Here is a 17,345-nt window from a genome sequence, read left to right as displayed (position 1 = left end):
GAATAATTCACTTCGTGTGTTACTAACAGGTGGTGATCAGCTAAGGAAATATAAAAAGAATGGATATAGATTATTTAATAACTATGGTCCTACAGAGAATACGGTTGTTACGACAACTGGAGAAATAAGTAAAGTAGAAACTAATATACCAATTGGAAAACCAATAGCTAACACTAAAGTATATATATTAGATGCGCAAGAGCATCTGCAACCTATTGGTGTTATTGGAGAACTATGTATTTCTGGTGCTGGAATAGCACGAGGTTATTGGCAGAAGGAAGATTTAACTAAAGAAAGATTTGTTGCAAATCCATATCAGCAAGGCGAAATAATGTATCGAACAGGTGACATGGCAAGATGGCTACCAGATGGAAATATTGAGTTTTTAGGAAGAAATGATCATCAAGCTAAAATTCGAGGATATCGGGTAGAATTAACTGAAATTGAACATCAACTGTCAAAATATCCAGAAATTAAAAACTGTGTTGTAACAATAAATAAAAATGTAAATGGAGATAACAGTCTAGTTGCATATTATATAGCAGATGCAGAAATACCTGTCTCAAAATTACGTATATTTTTAGAACATTATCTTCCAAGTTATTTTGTACCAAAAGACTTTATACAAGTTAATGAGTTTCCAATGACTGTGCATGGGAAAATTGATATAAAAGCTTTGCCAAGTCCTAAGGAAATTGTAGAAATAGAGTATCAATCTCGTGGTAATGAAATCGAGGATAGTATATTTTCACTTTGGCGGGAGTTATTAAACACGGAAGATATAGGAATGGATGATAATTTCTTTGAATTAGGTGGAAACTCAATGATGATTATTATCTTACACTCTAAGTTATCGGCTATATATCCTGGAAAAGTTAAAGTCTCAGATTTATTTGCATATTCTACTGTTCGTAAATTAGCTTATTTTATTGCAAAGCAAAAAGATAGTGATAAAAAATTAGAAGAAATAATGAAATTACAAATAAAGTTCCCTCAATCATTTATTGTTAATAAGGATACAAGAGCAGAAACGCAAATTGTTAATTTCCAAATAAAAGAAGAGATAGTACGTGGATTGACACAAGCCTCTAAAGATTATCAGGTGAGTATAGAAACATTGATGTTATCTTCGTATTTATATTTATTATCTAAGGTATCTGGACAAGAAAAAATCTCAATACAAGTAAGAATAGATGCAGATAAAAGTAAGGTAATAACTGCAAATCTTAATGATTTATATGACTTTAAAGAACTTTTTCTACAAACTAATAGGCAATTAAAGAATAGTATTGAATTAGAGTGGGAAAATGATGGGGACAAAATAGGATTTAATAAAACAATAAATTGCGTTATACCGTATTTTTATTATCAAAAAGAAAATAAAAATATAGATATACCTTCCTACTGTGACTTATCAATTACTATTGATGACTCTAAACAAGGTATGAATTTAATATGTCAATATAATAAAAATAGAATAAAAACAAAATCTATTGAAAAGATAATACAAAACTACTTTTATATTATTTTGGAAATTATAAAAAAAGAGGTGTTCTAGATGGGTAAATTAGCTTTCTTATTTTCAGGACAAGGATCGCAATATGTAGGAATGGGAAAACAACTTTATGAAAGTTTTCCTATTGCAAGACAGACGTTTGAAGAGGCAAATGATGTGCTATCTTTTAATTTAAAAAAATTATGTTTTGAAGGAGATATAGATACATTAACTCAAACTGAAAATGCACAACCAGCAATCTTAACAGTAAGTACAGCAGCCTATCGGGTATATATGAATGAAATAGGTATTATGCCTGATTATATGGCCGGTCATAGCTTAGGGGAAATTTCTGCCCTAAGCTGTGCGGGAGCTATTGATTTTAAAGATGCTGTGAAGATCGCTCGTCGTCGTGGGCAGCTTATGCAGGAAGCTGTTATGGCGAGAGAGGGTGGAATGTTAGCAATTATTGGGTTAGGTCGAAAAATAGTAGAGGAGGCATCTAAACAATTTTCTAAGAAAGGGAATCTAGTAGTGGTTTCTAATAGTAATTCAGCAGAACAACATGTAATTTCGGGGCATAGTACTGCAATTGAAGAGGCTGGGAAGTACTTACAAAGTATAGGTGCTAAGTTAATCCCAGTAAAAGTTAGTGCACCATTTCATAGTCCTTTAATGCAATCTGCAGCAGATAAATTCTATTACGAATTACAGGAATATAAGTTTAATAACTTAAATGTAAATGTTATTTCAAATGTAACCGCGCAACTATATCCAAATAAAGATTCTATAATTGATTATTTGGTGAAACAAGTTGTATACCCAGTGGAGTGGAAGAAATCTATGGATTATTTAGATAGTCAAAATACTGAGTTCGCTGTTGAGATGGGGCCTAATGAAGTTTTAACAAAATTAATGAAAAAGAATATACCGTATATTAAAACTATTCCGACAGATATAGATTTAAATATTGAGAGTTTAAAGAAGGAAATTAAATCGAGAAAATATGTTCCTCAATTTATTTTGAGATGTTTAGGTATTGCGGTAAGTACGCCAAACTTTAACTGGAATGAAGAGGAATATCAACAAGGTGTAGTTGAACCTTATAGAAAGATGAAAGAAATTCAAGAGAATTTAGAAAGAGAAGGAAAAGAAGCTGAAATTTCTCATATGAAAGAAGCAATTGATTTGTTGTTGCTTATTTTTAAATCTAAAAAAACTCCAATAGAGGAGCGAAAGAGTAGACTTAATCAACTATTCTTGGATACAAATACACAATATTTATTTACTAAGCAGCAATTTGAAGATAAAACGTTAATTTTATAAGAGAAGGTGGGGATAAAGAGGTGGATAAAAAAAGCCTATTTTCAGAAAATATTGGAATAGTTGATTTTAATTTTGAAGATAATATTGAATCTAGTTCTACATCAAATCAAGACATTGCGGTAATTGGAATGTCAGGAAGATTTGGGAGAACTAGTTCAATTCAAGAATATTGGAATGACCTATTGAAAGGGAGAGATGGCATTAGACCTCTCCCTTTAGAAAGAAGAAAAGATATAATTGATTTTTTGAAATTTGGCAATGATGAAAAAATAAAAGAGCCAATTTCATTCTTAGAAAAAGCATACTTGGATAGAATAGATCAATTTGATAATAATTTATTTTCTTTGTCTCCAATGGAAGCGAGTACGATGGATCCAAACCAAAGAATTTTTCTAGAGACAGCTTGGGCAGCCATTGAAGATGCTGGATATGGTGGTGATAAACTGGTAGGTACAAATACAGGAGTTTATCTAGGTTTTTGTTCAATAGCATTAGAAAATTATTTATCTATGATTGAAAAAACAAACCATTCTTTAGTTGGTATATCCGCACCAGGAAATATAAGGTCTATTATTGCGAGTAGAATTAGTTATTTACTAGATTTAAGAGGACCAAGCATAGTAATTGATACAGCTTGTTCTTCATCTTTAACCGCACTACATATAGCGTGCCAAGCAATTCGTAATGGTGAATGCGATCAAGCGATTGTTGGTGGAGTTAAAATTAGCCTCATTCCTGCTCAAAGTCAGGAACTTTCAGATAGTGATATAGGCATTAATGCATCCAATGGTAGAACAAGAACTTTTGATGATAACTCAGATGGCACTGGAGCGGGGGAAGGTTCAGCTGCTGTGTTATTAAAGCCCTTAAGTCAAGCTTTAGAGGATAGAGATCAAATTTATGCAGTGATTAAGGGAAGTGCAATAAACCAAGATGGTAGTTCGGTTGGTATTACAGCACCAAATTCAACTGCACAAGAAGAAGTGATTGTTAAGGCGTGGGAAAATGCAAACATTGACCCGGAAACTATTTCATATATTGAAGCACATGGAACAGCTACAAAACTTGGAGATCCTGTTGAAATTGGAGGAATTGAAGGAGCTTTTCGAAGGTTTACCAATAAGAAACAATTTTGCGCTATAGGTTCTGTAAAAACAAATATTGGTCATTTAGACGCAGCAGCCGGAATAGCTGGATTGATAAAAGCGATACTAATTTTAAAGTCAGGGATAATTCCACCTAATTTACATTTTTCGGTACCTAATCGCAATATAAATTTTATAAATTCTCCAGTTTATATTAATGATTGTTTAAGAGAGATTGAGAAAAAAGATTTTCCAAGAAGATGTGGAGTTAGTTCGTTTGGTTTGAGTGGAACTAATTGTCATGTTGTTTTAGAGGAAGCACCTATAGTTAGAAAGGAAACGTACCCTACAGAAGATGAAGTACTTGCTTTATCATCCAAAAGTCTTAGTGGGTTAAAACAGTTAATTTATAATTATAGTCTTTTTTTAGAAGAAAAAAGAGATTTAGATTTAAAAGAAGTTTGTTATACAGCTAATACAGGCAGAGGTCATTATAATCATCGTTTAATTATTAACGTTAAAGATATGGAAGACTTACGTAATAAGATTAATCAGTTAGAAAATACAGATATACTTACTCAAGAAATACAAGGTGTTTTCTACGGGGAAAATAAAGTGATTAGTAAAAAAAGATTTCAAGGAAAAGCTGGAGAAATTACAGAATTTGAGAAACAAGATCTAAGTCGAGAAGCAGAGTTTATTATTAAACAGTGGAAAGAGTATTATGATAAAGAGTCACTTAATTATTTATGTCAATTATATATTCGTGGTGCAGATATTAATTGGAAATTAAAATATTCGGGGATTAAAGTAAATAAAATAAGTGTACCTAGCTATCCATTTGAAAAAAAACGTTGCTGGATTCAGAGGCAACAACAAAATTTGATGAGAGTAAACAACAAAAATGTTAAGCATCCTCTTCTCGATAAACTTGTAATAAGGTCAAAGGATACTGAAATATATACTACAAACTTTAGTACCAGTAGTCATTGGGAAATTAATGAACATAAGTTACATGACCATCATTTAATGCCTGGTACTGCTTTTATAGAGATGGCAAGAGAGGTTGGAAAGACTCATTACCAATCTCAGGATATTGAACTTAAAAATATTCTCTTTAGTAACCCTTTAATGATTGAGGAAGGTGAGTTAAAGGAAGTACATACGCATGTCAAAGTTAAAGATAATCACTTAGAGTTTTATATTTTTAGTTCAAAAGCAGATGGATATGAATATGAAACGCATGCTGAAGGAAGTATTTATCGAAATAACAAGTCCATAGAAGAAAAACATGATATTCAAGGAATTATAAGGAATTGTGATAAACATATAATTGTTAATTATGATGATTATACAGAGGGAAGGATTAGCGTTGGACCAAGGTGGAAAAATACGAGAAAGCTCCATATAGGCAATGATGAAATGCTCGTAGAATTGGATCTTGAAGTGGAATTTTCTACAGAGTTAGAGAAATATTACTTATATCCATCTTTATTGGATGGAGCAGTAAATGCTGCTAATGCATTAATGAATGACACATTATTCTTACCATTTCATTATGAAGGGATACGTATTGTTAAACCTATTCCCGCTAAATTTTATAGCTATATAAAAAGAAGAAAACAAATAGATAGCAGTGAAATTGCAAAGTTTGATATTAAGTTAATAAATGAAAATGGTGAAGTTTTTGGTGAAATAGAAAATTATTGTATAAAAAATGCTACAAATATTTATAAGAAGGTACGTAATAACTCAAATTTAAATAAACTATATCATAAAGTTGAATGGGTACCATCTTTAAATCAATTAAATCAATTAAAAGAATTAAAATCTTCTGGTGGTAAAATATTGGTATTTAAAGATAGTAATATTATGAGTGAAGAAATTATTCGTACATTGGACAGTGTAGGAATGAAAGTAATTGAAATCGAGCTCGGTAAGCATTACGAACAAATTAATGATCAGAAGTATAGAATATCTATTAATGAATTAGATTTTGAATATTTAAAGAAGGACTTGCATGAGGAAGAAATTACACACTGCTTATTTTTATGGAGTTTAGATAATCAAGAAATATATAATGAGAACCAGCTTCAAGAGCAAATAAATCGTGGAATAAATACTTTATTTTATCTAATAAAATTCATCGTGCAAATTAAAAATAAAGAGAGTATACAGCTGACTATCATAACTAATCATGCTTATAGTATTACAGGAGATGAAACCTCAATTCATCCGCATTATGCGAGTATTCATGGTTTATGTAAGGCAGTGCGCTATGAATATCCTCATATATGTATTAAAGGTGTAGATATTGATAGGCAGGTCTCAGTAGAGCAAATCGCTCAGGAATTAACAGGGAATCAACAAGAATTTCTAGTTGCATATAGGGATGGAGTTAGATATATTGAAGAAATTTCGACTCACCAATTGGAGAATTATTCAAACCAAGAGGTGATTATTAAGGAACGAGGAGTATATATTATAACTGGTGGAACAGGTGGTATAGGCTTAGAAATCGGGAAATATCTTTCAACTCAAAATAATGTAACTTTAATATTAATGAACCGCTCAAGTTTTCCTGTACGTGAAGAATGGCATGATATTTTAACGAGTTCAAAAGATATAAAATTAATTAATAAAATTAAGAAAATCCAGGAGATAGAAAGTCTTGGATCCAGTGTGAATCTAGTACAATGTGATGTTTCACGTAAAGAAGAGTTAGAAATAAATTTGCAAGGGATACGTGAAAAATATGGAAAAATTAACGGTATCATTCATAGTGCAGGAGTTGCTGGAGAAGGATTTATCCTTTTTAAAGATAAGCAGATTTTCGATGAAGTTTTTATGCCAAAAGTACATGGAACATGGTTGTTACATGATTTAACAAAACAAGAAGAGTTAGACTTTTTTATTATGTTTTCTTCATTAACGTCAATATTTGGTGCTCCAGGACAAAGTGATTATACAGCTGCTAATGCATATTTAGATTCCTTTGCAGATTACAGAAGAAGAAAGGGGAAACCTGCAACAACTATTAATTGGTGCGGATGGAATGAAACTGGAATGGCAGTAGAATATGGTGGCAATAATGTAAAAGGTCTGTTTAAAACTATTTCTTCTTTAGATGGAAGTAATAGCTTTGCGGATATTTTACAAAAAGATATATCGCGGATTTTAGTGGGAGAAATAGATATGGATGTTTTGAAGGAGTCATTATCATATGTACCAATTAAACTAAGTGATGAGCAAAAAGAAAATATGGAAAAAACAGATTTATTACAAATGACCAATCCCACTCCTGAAGAAATTAAAGATATTATCATCGTGGGGAAAGACCAAAAAGTACTAACGGAAACTGAAAAAAGAGTTAGCTACATATGGGCGAATGTTTTAGGGGTTAATGAATTAGATGTTTATGACAAGTTTTTTGAAATTGGAGGAGATTCCTTATTAGCTACCTATTTAATAAAAGAGTTGAATAAGAAATTCCCTAATGTAATTGATATTACGGATGTATTCTTATACCCTACAATATGTGAAATGGCGAGCTTTATTGATGATAAATTGTACCAGAATAATAAAGTTGAAGTGAAGGAAGAAAACAAGGAAATAGCAATTGATGAGATTTTAGAAAAGCTTACATCAGGTGAAATTGAAGTAAATAAAGCGAGTGAACTACTTAATTCAGCATCCGAAAATAAGTAAATTGCTATTCTTAAATAGAGAGTATTTTCTGTTAATAAGTATGGAAAGTACTCGTTTAAAGATATGGAATTTTATATGGGGGGTTCAAAAATGGAACAAATAAAAAAATTTATTCTAGAACAAACTGCAAAAAATAATGTCACAGTACCAGAAGCAAAGAAATTATTATTAGAAATTCAACAGAACAGCGAGCAAGGTGAAAATGATATTGCTGTAATTGGGATATCTTGTAAATTTACTGATTGTGAAGACCAATATGAGTATTGGGATAAGCTTTTTAATGGGGAAAGTTGTTTTGTACCCTATACAGAAGAGAGAAGCAACTATTATAGAACAGTGTTTGATAATCCACATTATGCTGAATTTTTAGGTACTACTATTTTGTCAGGAGATGAAAATGAAGAAAAAGCACGTCATAAAGCTGGCTTTTTGAGTGACATTGATAAGTTTGATGCAGCATTTTTTAATATTCCACCAAGAGAAGCTAAATTTATGGATCCTTCTCAAAGATTATTTTTGCAAACTGCATGGAGTGCAATCGAAGATGCTGGATACGGTGGGAAGAAAATTGTTGGTACAAATACGGGAGTATTTGTTGGACGAGATGGTACTTCAAGTACATTTTATAAATTCATTACGGAAAGCGATCCTATGCATTTAACAGGAACCTGGGAGGGAATTTTAGCTAGTCGAATTAATTATATTTTTAATTTACGTGGTCCAAGTATGGTAATTGATACAGCTTGTTCCTCTGGATTAGTGTCCATCCATGCAGCTTGTCAATCCCTTAGAAACAAAGAATGTGATTATGCTATTGCAGGTGGAATTTCACTAGGAACTTCGGCGGTCGCTGAAGATGAGGATGGAAAAGGTGATGCTTTAACATCAGTTGCGTCCAATGATAATCTGGTCAGAACGTTTGATAGAAAGTCCACTGGAACAGTATTTGGTGAAGGAGTTACTGCTGTATTATTAAAACCACTTAATAAAGCAATAGCTGATAAAGATTCTATTTATGCTGTAATTAAAGGAAGTGCGATTAATAATGATGGAGCGTCTAATGGAATTACAGCTCCAAACCCTGCAGCTCAAGAGGATGTAATTGTTAAAGCATGGGAACAAGCAAGGATAAATCCAGAAACTATTTCATATATTGAAGCGCACGGTACAGGCACTTTATTGGGGGATCCTATTGAAATTAAAGGGTTAACAGGAGCATTTAGAAAATATACAAATAAAAAGCAATTCTGTGGCATTGGTTCAGTAAAAACAAATATGGGGCATTTGGTTGGAGCATCTGGTATAGCTGGAGCATTAAAGGTAATTTTAAGTTTAAAAGAAAAGAAACTTCCTGCTAGTTTGAACTTTGATGAGCCAAATCCACATATTAACTTCTGTGAGTCTCCTTTATATGTAATAGATAAATTAAGGGATTGGAAATCAAATGAAGCCCCTCGTAGAGCGGGTATAAGTAGCTTTGGTTTTAGTGGGACAAATTGTCATATAGTTTTAGAAGAGGCCCCTCAAATGGTGCAAGAAACTGAATCAAATGACAATAGAGATTATATCTTAACTTTGTCTGGTAAAAGTAAAAGTTCACTACAGGAGCTTATCAAAAAATACTATAAATTTGTTGAAAGAAGAAAGCAAAATAATTTAGGTAATATTTGTTATACAGCTAATACAGGGCGCGGCCATTATGATTATCGATTAGTACTGAAATTAAAGGATTTTGAAGATTTTAAACAAAAAATAACTTTATTACAAGAAAAAGGTTTAGAACAAGAACAAGATCATGGGATTTATTATGGATTTAATAAAGTGGTTTCTGATAGAAAGAAAATAAAAGAAGAAGGTGAGATTACAGAAGGGAAAAAAAGGGAATTAAGCAAATTAGCAAATTCTATCATTAACGAAATGTTAGAAGTAGATGACGAAAATCATAATAAATTAATGGATGAATTAGGTGAATTATACATTAAGGGGGCAAATATTGATTGGGATTTATTATATAAAGATCAAAATAGAGTAAAAGTAAACCTTCCGGTATACCCTTTTGAAAAAAAAGTATACTGGGGTGACGTTAAAGTATCTAAATTAAAAGATATGAACAATATGAAAAAAGAATTTTCACATCCTATGATAGACCGTTGTATAGTCAAATCAATGAACATAGATATTTATGAATCTGAGCTTAGCATCGACCGTCATTGGACATTAAGTGATCATGTGTTTTTTGAGAATTCTCTTTTACCTGGAACTGCTTATCTTGAAATTGGTAGAGAATTTGGATCTATGTATTATCCCGAAAAAAATATTGAATTAAGAAATATTACCTTCTTGACGCCTATTTCTGTAGAGAAGGATGAAGAGAAAACGGTTCAATATATTATAAAGAAAGAAAAAGAATATATTGAATTAAATATTGTAAGTCAAGTCAACCAACTTCAAACAGAAGTGGATGATGAATGGGTGACACACGTCTCTATGAAAATTTCGCCAAATCTTGATACTAATACTGGACTGCGTGATTTAGAGAGAATACGTAATGGGGAAGACATGATAGAGATTGAAGTTAATAAGGAAGAATTGTCAAAAGAAAAAAATATTTATTTCGGACCGCGATGGTTAAACCTTAACTATGTATCACGAAGTGAAAAGAATGTATTTGCGGAGCTTAATATACCGAGTGAACTTAAAGATGATTTAAAGGAATATCCTTTGCATCCTGGTATGATGGATAATGCAGTTAACGCTGCTACGCAAAGCTTTGGAAGAGGCGGTTTGTATCTCCCACTTTCATATAAGAGTATAAAACTCTTTGGCCCAATGCCGGAACATTTCTTTAGTCATATTAGAAAAAAAGAGAGTAAGGATAACAACTTAGAAACTTTAAGTTTTGATGTTTCACTTATTGATGGAGAAGGTAAGCCTTTTGCGGAAGTCACTGATTATACAATGAAAAAAGTGCAAATACACACATTTGATCAAGCTACTAAACTTCATAATTATTACCAAGTGGATTGGACATTAAATGAAAAATTAAAAGTGAATAATAGACCTGTTAAGGGAACTGTTGTCTTATTAAAAGATCAGAAAGATTTTGCACAAAAACTTATCCCGTTGTTGAAAAATGAATCAACTAAGATTATAGAAGTGGAATTAGGTTCCAATTATCAAAAAGTAGCAGAAAATTATTATGTAGTTGATGGTACTGAAGAAAGTTACACTCGTTTATTTAAAGATATAAAAGAAATTAATCATATTATTCATACACAATCAATATTTGAATTTTCAGACCTATTAGGTTTGAACAGGATGAAAAAGTATCAAACGATGGCATTAGATAGTTTATTTTATATAAGTAAAGCGTTAAGTAAAGCAAAAGTTAATAATGAAATTCGTATTTCATTAATTTCTGATTATGTCAATGAAGTAACAAAAACAGAGGAATCAATTATTCCAAGCCATGCAGCTCTGTTTGGTTTAGCGAAAGTTGTGGCTCAAGAATTTCCTAATTTAGAGATTCAGTGTATTGATATGGATGGAAATACTGAAATTTCGCAGATTGCTTCTGAAATCACTAGCTCAGAACGATCGTTCTGTGTAGCTTATCGAAATAATAAACGCTATATAGAAGAACTTCAAAAAGTAGATTGGGATAAGGCAATAAGGCAAGATATAAAAATTAAAGATACAGGATCGTATATAATTACTGGTGGAACAGGAGGAATAGGCTTAGCTATTGCAGAGTATTTAGCTTTAAATAATGCAAAAAATATATGCTTAGTTAATCGTTCTAAGTTCCCGGATCGTAATCAATGGGATGATATTCTTAGACAAGAAGAGAAGAGTAATGAAAGGCTTTTCTCTAAAATCGAAAAAATAAGAAAAATCGAAGAGCTAGGGGCGAATGTCATTTGTTACAGTGGAGATATTTGTGACTATGAGCAAACAAATAATATTTTAAAAAGTATTAGAGATAATTACGGTAAAATTAATGGCGTGTTTCACTGTGCTGGTGTTGCAGGAGATGGCTTTATTTTTAGAAAAGAAAAGGTTGTATTTGATGAAGTTACGCATCCAAAAATTGAAGGAACTTGGTTAATTGATCATTTAACAATGGAAGATAATATAGATTTATTTGTACTATTTTCTTCTATTGCAACTTTATTTGGTGGAAGAGGACAAGGAGATTATGTGGCAGCTAATTCATATCTAGATGCTTTTAGTAGCTATCGAAATCTAAGAGGACAGAAGACTATTACAATCAATTGGCCAGCCTGGAATGAAGTTGGAATGGCTGTTGATCATAAAGTTTCTGAGGAGGTAGTTTTATTTAAATCAATTAGTAACAATAGGGCTTATCAGGTTTTAGATGAAATTTTGGATATAAACTTATCAAACTTTATTCCAGCAGAGCTTAATCTAGAATTATTAAACTCTATACGTGAACAATTACCAATCCATTTATCTAAACAAATCGAAACGTCTTTAAATAAAATCAGTCATCTACATGTAGAGAATAAAGATTTGGAGAGAAACTTTAAAGGAGAGGTAAATCTTCAAGGGAAAGGAGAATATACAAAAACAGAAAGAACATTAGCGTATATTTATGCGTCTGGATTAGATTTAAATGAAATTGACATTTATGAAAGCTTCCATGCTATGGGGGGAGATTCTATTATTGCAATGGAATTATTTAAAGAAATTGATAAAGAATTTGTTGGGCTAGTTGATATTTCTGATATGTTTTCGTATCCAAGTATAGTAGAAATGGCTGATTATATTGATAGTAAAATAAATAAGAAAAGTTAATTATGGGAATTATAAGGAATTTTAAATTATGAAATTTTTTAGGAATGGTGGTTTCTAGTTGCTTTTAGTCAGTCACTAAAGACAGTTTAACGATAATATATAAATAAGGATATATAGATCAGATAGTAAAATTAAAATTCATATAAGACTAAATATAAATTTTATGAAAGAATCCTTTATAGTTAGATTGGCTAATAAAGCTAGAGAATGGATATAAAAGTATCTTAATCTATAGAAGGGTACATTGAGTTAATTTCATCGGGGTTATAGAAGAAATTTTAGTATGTCCAGCAGTCTTAATGAAAGAAGACTGCTGGATTTTTTTGTGAATTTGAGAATGAATATTTTATTTTTATCAACATTAAAGGGTTATTGGTTTAAACAAATTCTTATCCCAAGGTAACACGCGCTTTGGAGAGAAAATCAATATTGTACTTCGTACACATATATGATTTAGAAGGAGTGAATTATTCTGGAAAGAAATAGAGAAATAGAATTGATAAGGTATCAAATTAATATAATAAAAGAATTAATTACAAATAATGAGCAACCCTTTTATATAGTAGTAGTAAAATATTTATTTGAAGAAGTACAAGTTATGGCGCTATTAAATATTTTGAGTATATTTAAGGCGAGATTGGAGAATAAAAAAATTGCGGAGTTCAATAAAAATGATGTGTTGTTCAAAAAATTCAATATTAATATGAACAGCTTATATGCTGCTGTAGAGCCAAGTGTAATAGAGTTTAATTACTATGTATGTAAAATTTTTTATCAAAAAATTGATATAAAAATCTTGATTAATAGTTTAAAAGAACAAAGCATATACTATTCCGTATGCTCTTACTTATTAAATCAAATTGATCAAAAGGAATTAATGAGTGAGTATAGTGTCTAAGAGGACGACCATTATTGAATAGAGGATTTGAGATGAATGTAAAAAATGTCCTATCTAAGAGAGAATAAGCCATTCTAAAAAGGCTAGTTTTATACGTAGATTAACAGTGCAACATTGAATATGTTTATAAATGAATAGAAAAAACTTTTTAGAAAGTATATATGATGCGTTTATTTATAAATTTAATAATCAATATAGTGAAAAAGCATGATATAATAAACAAAAATGTATTATTATTACATTGATTTAAAAGGTAATTTAGTAATAGTCATATCTCTTTATTCTATAAAATAATGTATTAATGTTATGGGAGGAATGTAATGCACCAAGGAGAAATCATAGCTTTTTATAGAAAAAAGCTAGGTCTAACTCAAGATAAACTAGGTGAAGGTATCTGTTCGAAAACTCATATTAGCAAAATAGAAAAAGGTACGACAGATGTATCTTCCGAGATCATTACACTTTTGTGTAAAAGATTGGGGATTGATATATCTTTAGAAAAGAATAAATTTTCAGATTTACACAAAAAAATATATCAATGGCATGATTATCTTATTAAGGAAAATGATAAGCAAATAGAGAGGTTAAAAATCGAAATAGAACAAGTAGAGTTGCTAGAAAAAACCATTTACTATCCTCTTTATCAAATATTAGAATCTAGGTATTATTTGTATAAAAATGATACTAACAGATGTGAAAAATTGTTGGGGATTTTAAGGGAGAAATGCAAAGAATTACCTCAATTTGAAATGGATATGCTGCATCATGTATACGGAATTTTTTTTATTAAGAGTAATCAATATCAAGAGGCCTTAAATTATCTCAAGAAAATAAATGAAAATATTTACAATTGTAAAGAATACTATTATCATTTGGCACTTACCTATTTTTCTTTAGATTTTAAAGTCTTATCTTATTCTTATGCTAGTAAGGCATTGGATTATTTTAGAGAAATTAACCATTTTAAAAGAATTCATGATGTGAAAATATTAATGCTTATGTTAATAGAAGATGAGTGTATTGATGATTTTTCAGTAATTTTTGATGATTATCAAAAATTACTAGAGGTCTGTAATTTTTTTAAGGATGATTTTACTAAAGCTAAATTATATAATAATTTAGCTTATCAGTTATATAAAAGAGAAAAATTTGAGGAATCTATTCAATATTACAGGCAGGCTTTATTTTTTAAAGATCAATATACTGTTAGCTATTTAAAATCTTTACATGGTTATATTAGATCTGGATTAATGATTGACTTGTCGAAAAAAGAAATTATAACCATGTTGAATAAAGGATTAGGTATTTCTAAGAAAATAAAAAATGAATATTATAATGTTTTGTTGAAAAAATATTATTTAAAATTAGAAGATGATGAATCATATTATAAATACCTAGAACAAATTGCTTTCCCTTTTTTTTTAGAAAAAGGGAAATATGAGGAGTTAGAAAATTGTGGGCATGAATTACTTGTTTATTATAATAATACTGGGCAATATAAAAAGGGGATTAATTTAGCAATAACTTTAACAAAATCATAGATAGGGGTATATATAGTGAGGGGAATATTGAAAAAGTTTCGTTATTTTCTATACTGTTTTTCTTTTTTATGTGTGGGAGATTTAATCGATGCTTCATTCCAAAATAGTGTTGAACTTAATACTACGGAATATCTATGTAGTGAAGATAAAGATTTACCAGATGTATAAGATTTACTTGAAAAGAGAAAGTTTCCTTTATAGTTAAATGAATTTTATATGTTTATTTAAAAGTACAGGTTTTAGTATGTGTATAGTTATAACATCTCGTACTGAATTTATAAGAATATTGCAAGGTAAATTTAATTAACATGGGTTTGTATAGTAATAAGTAGCGAAAAAGAACCAACTTATACAGGTTGGTTCTTTTTTTGAATATAAAATATTTTCCCTATGAGCTAAGAGTTTGAAGTACTAAATTACTATTAAGGTAAATTTATATCTAAATAAAGAGAAGGTTATAAACTTTTGATCAAAACGATGATGGGGGTTATTAATTTTAATAGTATATTAAGTTAAATCTTGGTGTATAATTCTATGACAAATTCATCTCTTCTGTTCCAAGTTGTTTTTCTTAAGTAAGTTGCTTTTTCAAGTACTGATTTGAGAAGATGATTTTTCTTGTCAATGTCCTCTGTTACATAGTACGCTTCTAATACATTACGTATTTTTGGAACAAACTCATGCATATGTTTCTCTTTTTCTGCTATATATTTAATTTCTTGCTCAAGTTGTTCAATTTCTTCTTGGGTAGTTTTTAAACGTAGTACAATAGATTTTTGTCGTTCTAAAAAAGTTTCAATATCGTATACCCCCTTCTCCAATAAATCATGAAGTTTATTTTTTTGTTTTTGTAAATCATTAACTTGTTGCTCCTTTCTTTCTACAGCCTTTTGTTGTAGTTGAATATTATTTTTTGACTGCTTTTTTTCTACCATATTTTTTTGTATCTCAAAGCTTTCAATAATTTGTTGTAATCCATCGAGTATGCGTTGTTCAACGAGTGCCAAAGCAGCCCCTTTTTGAATCCCTTTACACGATGGCTGTACGCAACGCACTTGAGGATTAGGTCGATCTTTTCGAGGCTGATAAAGCATGGAATGACCACATAGTTCGCATAATAAGATGCCCGCCAATGGATTGGAAAGTTTTTTTGTTTTGATTGTGGGAGGTCTCCAGCGTTTACTGTGAGCCATATTGGCCTTTTGAAATAACTCTTCTGATACAAGTGGAGGATGAGCGTTATCATGTCGTTGCCATCTTTCTTTCGGCACTTTCTTTCGAATGTATTTCCCATTTTGTTTGGTATAACGTATCTTTCCCCAAATAATGTGACCAAGATATACTTCGTTTTTTGTAATGGAAGAGATAGTTGAAGGATTCCAATATTCACCTTTGGGGGGAGAAATACCTAACCTGTCTAATTCTTGAGCGATTGCTTGTCTTCCCATTCCATTTACCATTAGTTTGAAGATTATCGGTATAACCCAACTTTTTTCAGGATCAGGATAAAGTTTTAAGTTATTATCTCGTAAGTATCCATAAGCTGGCACGCGAGAGATAGATTTTCCTTCTTTTGCAGAAGCTCTTCTACCACGCTGCATCCGTTTAACAATTGTTTTTAATTCTTCTCGAGCAATTAAAGATTTGATACTGAAGGTTAATTCCTGATTTTCATCATTTGGATTAATAATTTCTGTTGGTGTAATGATGAATGTTTCTGAGTAGCAAAACACACGATAAATGGTCCCTTGATCTACCATATCCCCACGACCAAGACGGTCTAAATCCATTACTAAAACTGCATCAGCGATACCTGATTCTACTTCACGAAGAAGTTTTTGCATCATAGGTCGTTCAGATATATATTCACCGGAAACAACTTCTTCAAAGATATCAATAATATTATGATGCTCTTTATGAGCGAGTTCTAATAACTGAGTACGATGACGTTCAAGTGTATCATAATGTTGTCCATGTTCTATCGCCTTTTTTTCCTCTTCAAGGTCTTTTCGACTTTTACGTAAATAGATGAATACATCAAGTTCTTGTGGATGGTACATTAGTTTCACCTACCAACTTGTCTATTATTATTGTTATAGATATGTATGGCTAGCTTGTCCTATGAAAATGATAGTTCGTCTTTTTTCCTGTCTTGCATACATATAATGCAAGGGGGGATATGATGAAAGAATTTCAATTTGGTAATACAAAAGTCATTATTCATTCACCACTTGCATTAATGGAAAAAGAGGAACAAAAAGAATGGTTTCAACAAGAATGGGAAAAGAAAAATCCAATTTTAAGGTCTATAGTTGAAGCAGCAGTAAGTTGCCAAGAAGATGAAAAATAAAAAGAGCATTCTCTTTTGAACTGCACCCCAATTGTTAGACACAGTCTAACAATTGGAGGTGCAGTTTTTCTATGGCTAAATTTACAGCTGATGAAAAAATACAAATCGTTCTACGTTATTTGAA

The 17,345-nt window shown here is 30.9% G+C and carries 9 protein-coding genes; 8 read left to right on the top strand and 1 reads right to left on the bottom strand.

Features of this window, described 5'->3' with window-relative positions; all coding sequences use genetic code 11:
- From ACS2FK_RS29990 to ACS2FK_RS29960, 7 genes are all read left to right on the top strand, one after another.
- A partial coding sequence (locus ACS2FK_RS29990) for a non-ribosomal peptide synthetase (protein ID WP_438899960.1) occupies positions 1–1,558 on the top strand: 1,558 nt, incomplete at its 5' end.
- Positions 1,559–2,821 carry an ACP S-malonyltransferase gene (fabD, locus tag ACS2FK_RS29985; protein WP_061885384.1) on the top strand — a complete coding sequence of 421 codons (1,263 nt, stop codon included), beginning with the start codon at positions 1,559–1,561 and terminating at the stop codon, positions 2,819–2,821.
- Between the two features lie 20 nt (positions 2,822–2,841).
- A complete protein-coding gene (locus ACS2FK_RS29980; RefSeq protein WP_061885385.1) occupies positions 2,842–7,614 on the top strand; it encodes an SDR family NAD(P)-dependent oxidoreductase in 4,773 nt (1,590 codons plus the stop codon).
- 90 nt (positions 7,615–7,704) lie between these two features.
- Positions 7,705–12,432: an SDR family NAD(P)-dependent oxidoreductase gene (locus tag ACS2FK_RS29975; RefSeq protein ID WP_063546376.1), complete on the top strand. Its 4,728-nt coding sequence runs from the start codon at positions 7,705–7,707 to the stop codon at positions 12,430–12,432.
- A 496-nt stretch (positions 12,433–12,928) separates the two neighbouring features.
- Positions 12,929–13,330: a hypothetical protein gene (locus ACS2FK_RS29970; protein ID WP_061885387.1), complete on the top strand. Its 402-nt coding sequence runs from the start codon at positions 12,929–12,931 to the stop codon at positions 13,328–13,330.
- Positions 13,331–13,650: 320 nt separating this feature from the next.
- Positions 13,651–14,871, top strand: coding sequence for a helix-turn-helix domain-containing protein (locus ACS2FK_RS29965; RefSeq protein ID WP_061885388.1), 1,221 nt, complete (start codon positions 13,651–13,653; stop codon positions 14,869–14,871).
- Between the two features lie 15 nt (positions 14,872–14,886).
- Positions 14,887–15,039, top strand: coding sequence for a hypothetical protein (locus ACS2FK_RS29960; protein WP_154071888.1), 153 nt, complete (start codon positions 14,887–14,889; stop codon positions 15,037–15,039).
- Positions 15,040–15,383: 344 nt separating this feature from the next.
- On the opposite strand, the gene ACS2FK_RS29955 is transcribed toward ACS2FK_RS29960, so the two are convergent.
- Positions 15,384–16,931, bottom strand: a complete 1,548-nt coding sequence (locus tag ACS2FK_RS29955) for a recombinase family protein (protein ID WP_061885389.1) — start codon at positions 16,929–16,931, stop codon at positions 15,384–15,386.
- A gap of 122 nt (positions 16,932–17,053) precedes the next feature.
- On the opposite strand from ACS2FK_RS29955, the gene ACS2FK_RS29950 reads away from it, so the two are divergent.
- Positions 17,054–17,221 carry a hypothetical protein gene (locus tag ACS2FK_RS29950; RefSeq protein ID WP_165375029.1) on the top strand — a complete coding sequence of 56 codons (168 nt, stop codon included), beginning with the start codon at positions 17,054–17,056 and terminating at the stop codon, positions 17,219–17,221.
- The last annotated feature ends 124 nt before the right edge of the window (positions 17,222–17,345 follow it).

The sequence above is a fragment of the Bacillus cereus group sp. BceL220 genome, assembly GCF_051776965.1.
GTDB lineage: Bacteria > Bacillota > Bacilli > Bacillales > Bacillaceae_G > Bacillus_A > Bacillus_A cereus.
The sequence above is the reverse complement of the archived record's forward strand: the minus strand, read 5'-3'. Positions and strand labels throughout refer to the sequence as shown.

Coding starts and splice junctions, on each gene's coding strand:
- ACS2FK_RS29955 (WP_061885389.1), bottom strand. CDS start 16,931: ATGTACCATCCACAAGAACTTGATGTATTCATCTATTTACGTAAAAGT.
- fabD (WP_061885384.1), top strand. CDS start 1,559: ATGGGTAAATTAGCTTTCTTATTTTCAGGACAAGGATCGCAATATGTA.
- ACS2FK_RS29975 (WP_063546376.1), top strand. CDS start 7,705: ATGGAACAAATAAAAAAATTTATTCTAGAACAAACTGCAAAAAATAAT.
- ACS2FK_RS29965 (WP_061885388.1), top strand. CDS start 13,651: ATGCACCAAGGAGAAATCATAGCTTTTTATAGAAAAAAGCTAGGTCTA.
- ACS2FK_RS29950 (WP_165375029.1), top strand. CDS start 17,054: ATGAAAGAATTTCAATTTGGTAATACAAAAGTCATTATTCATTCACCA.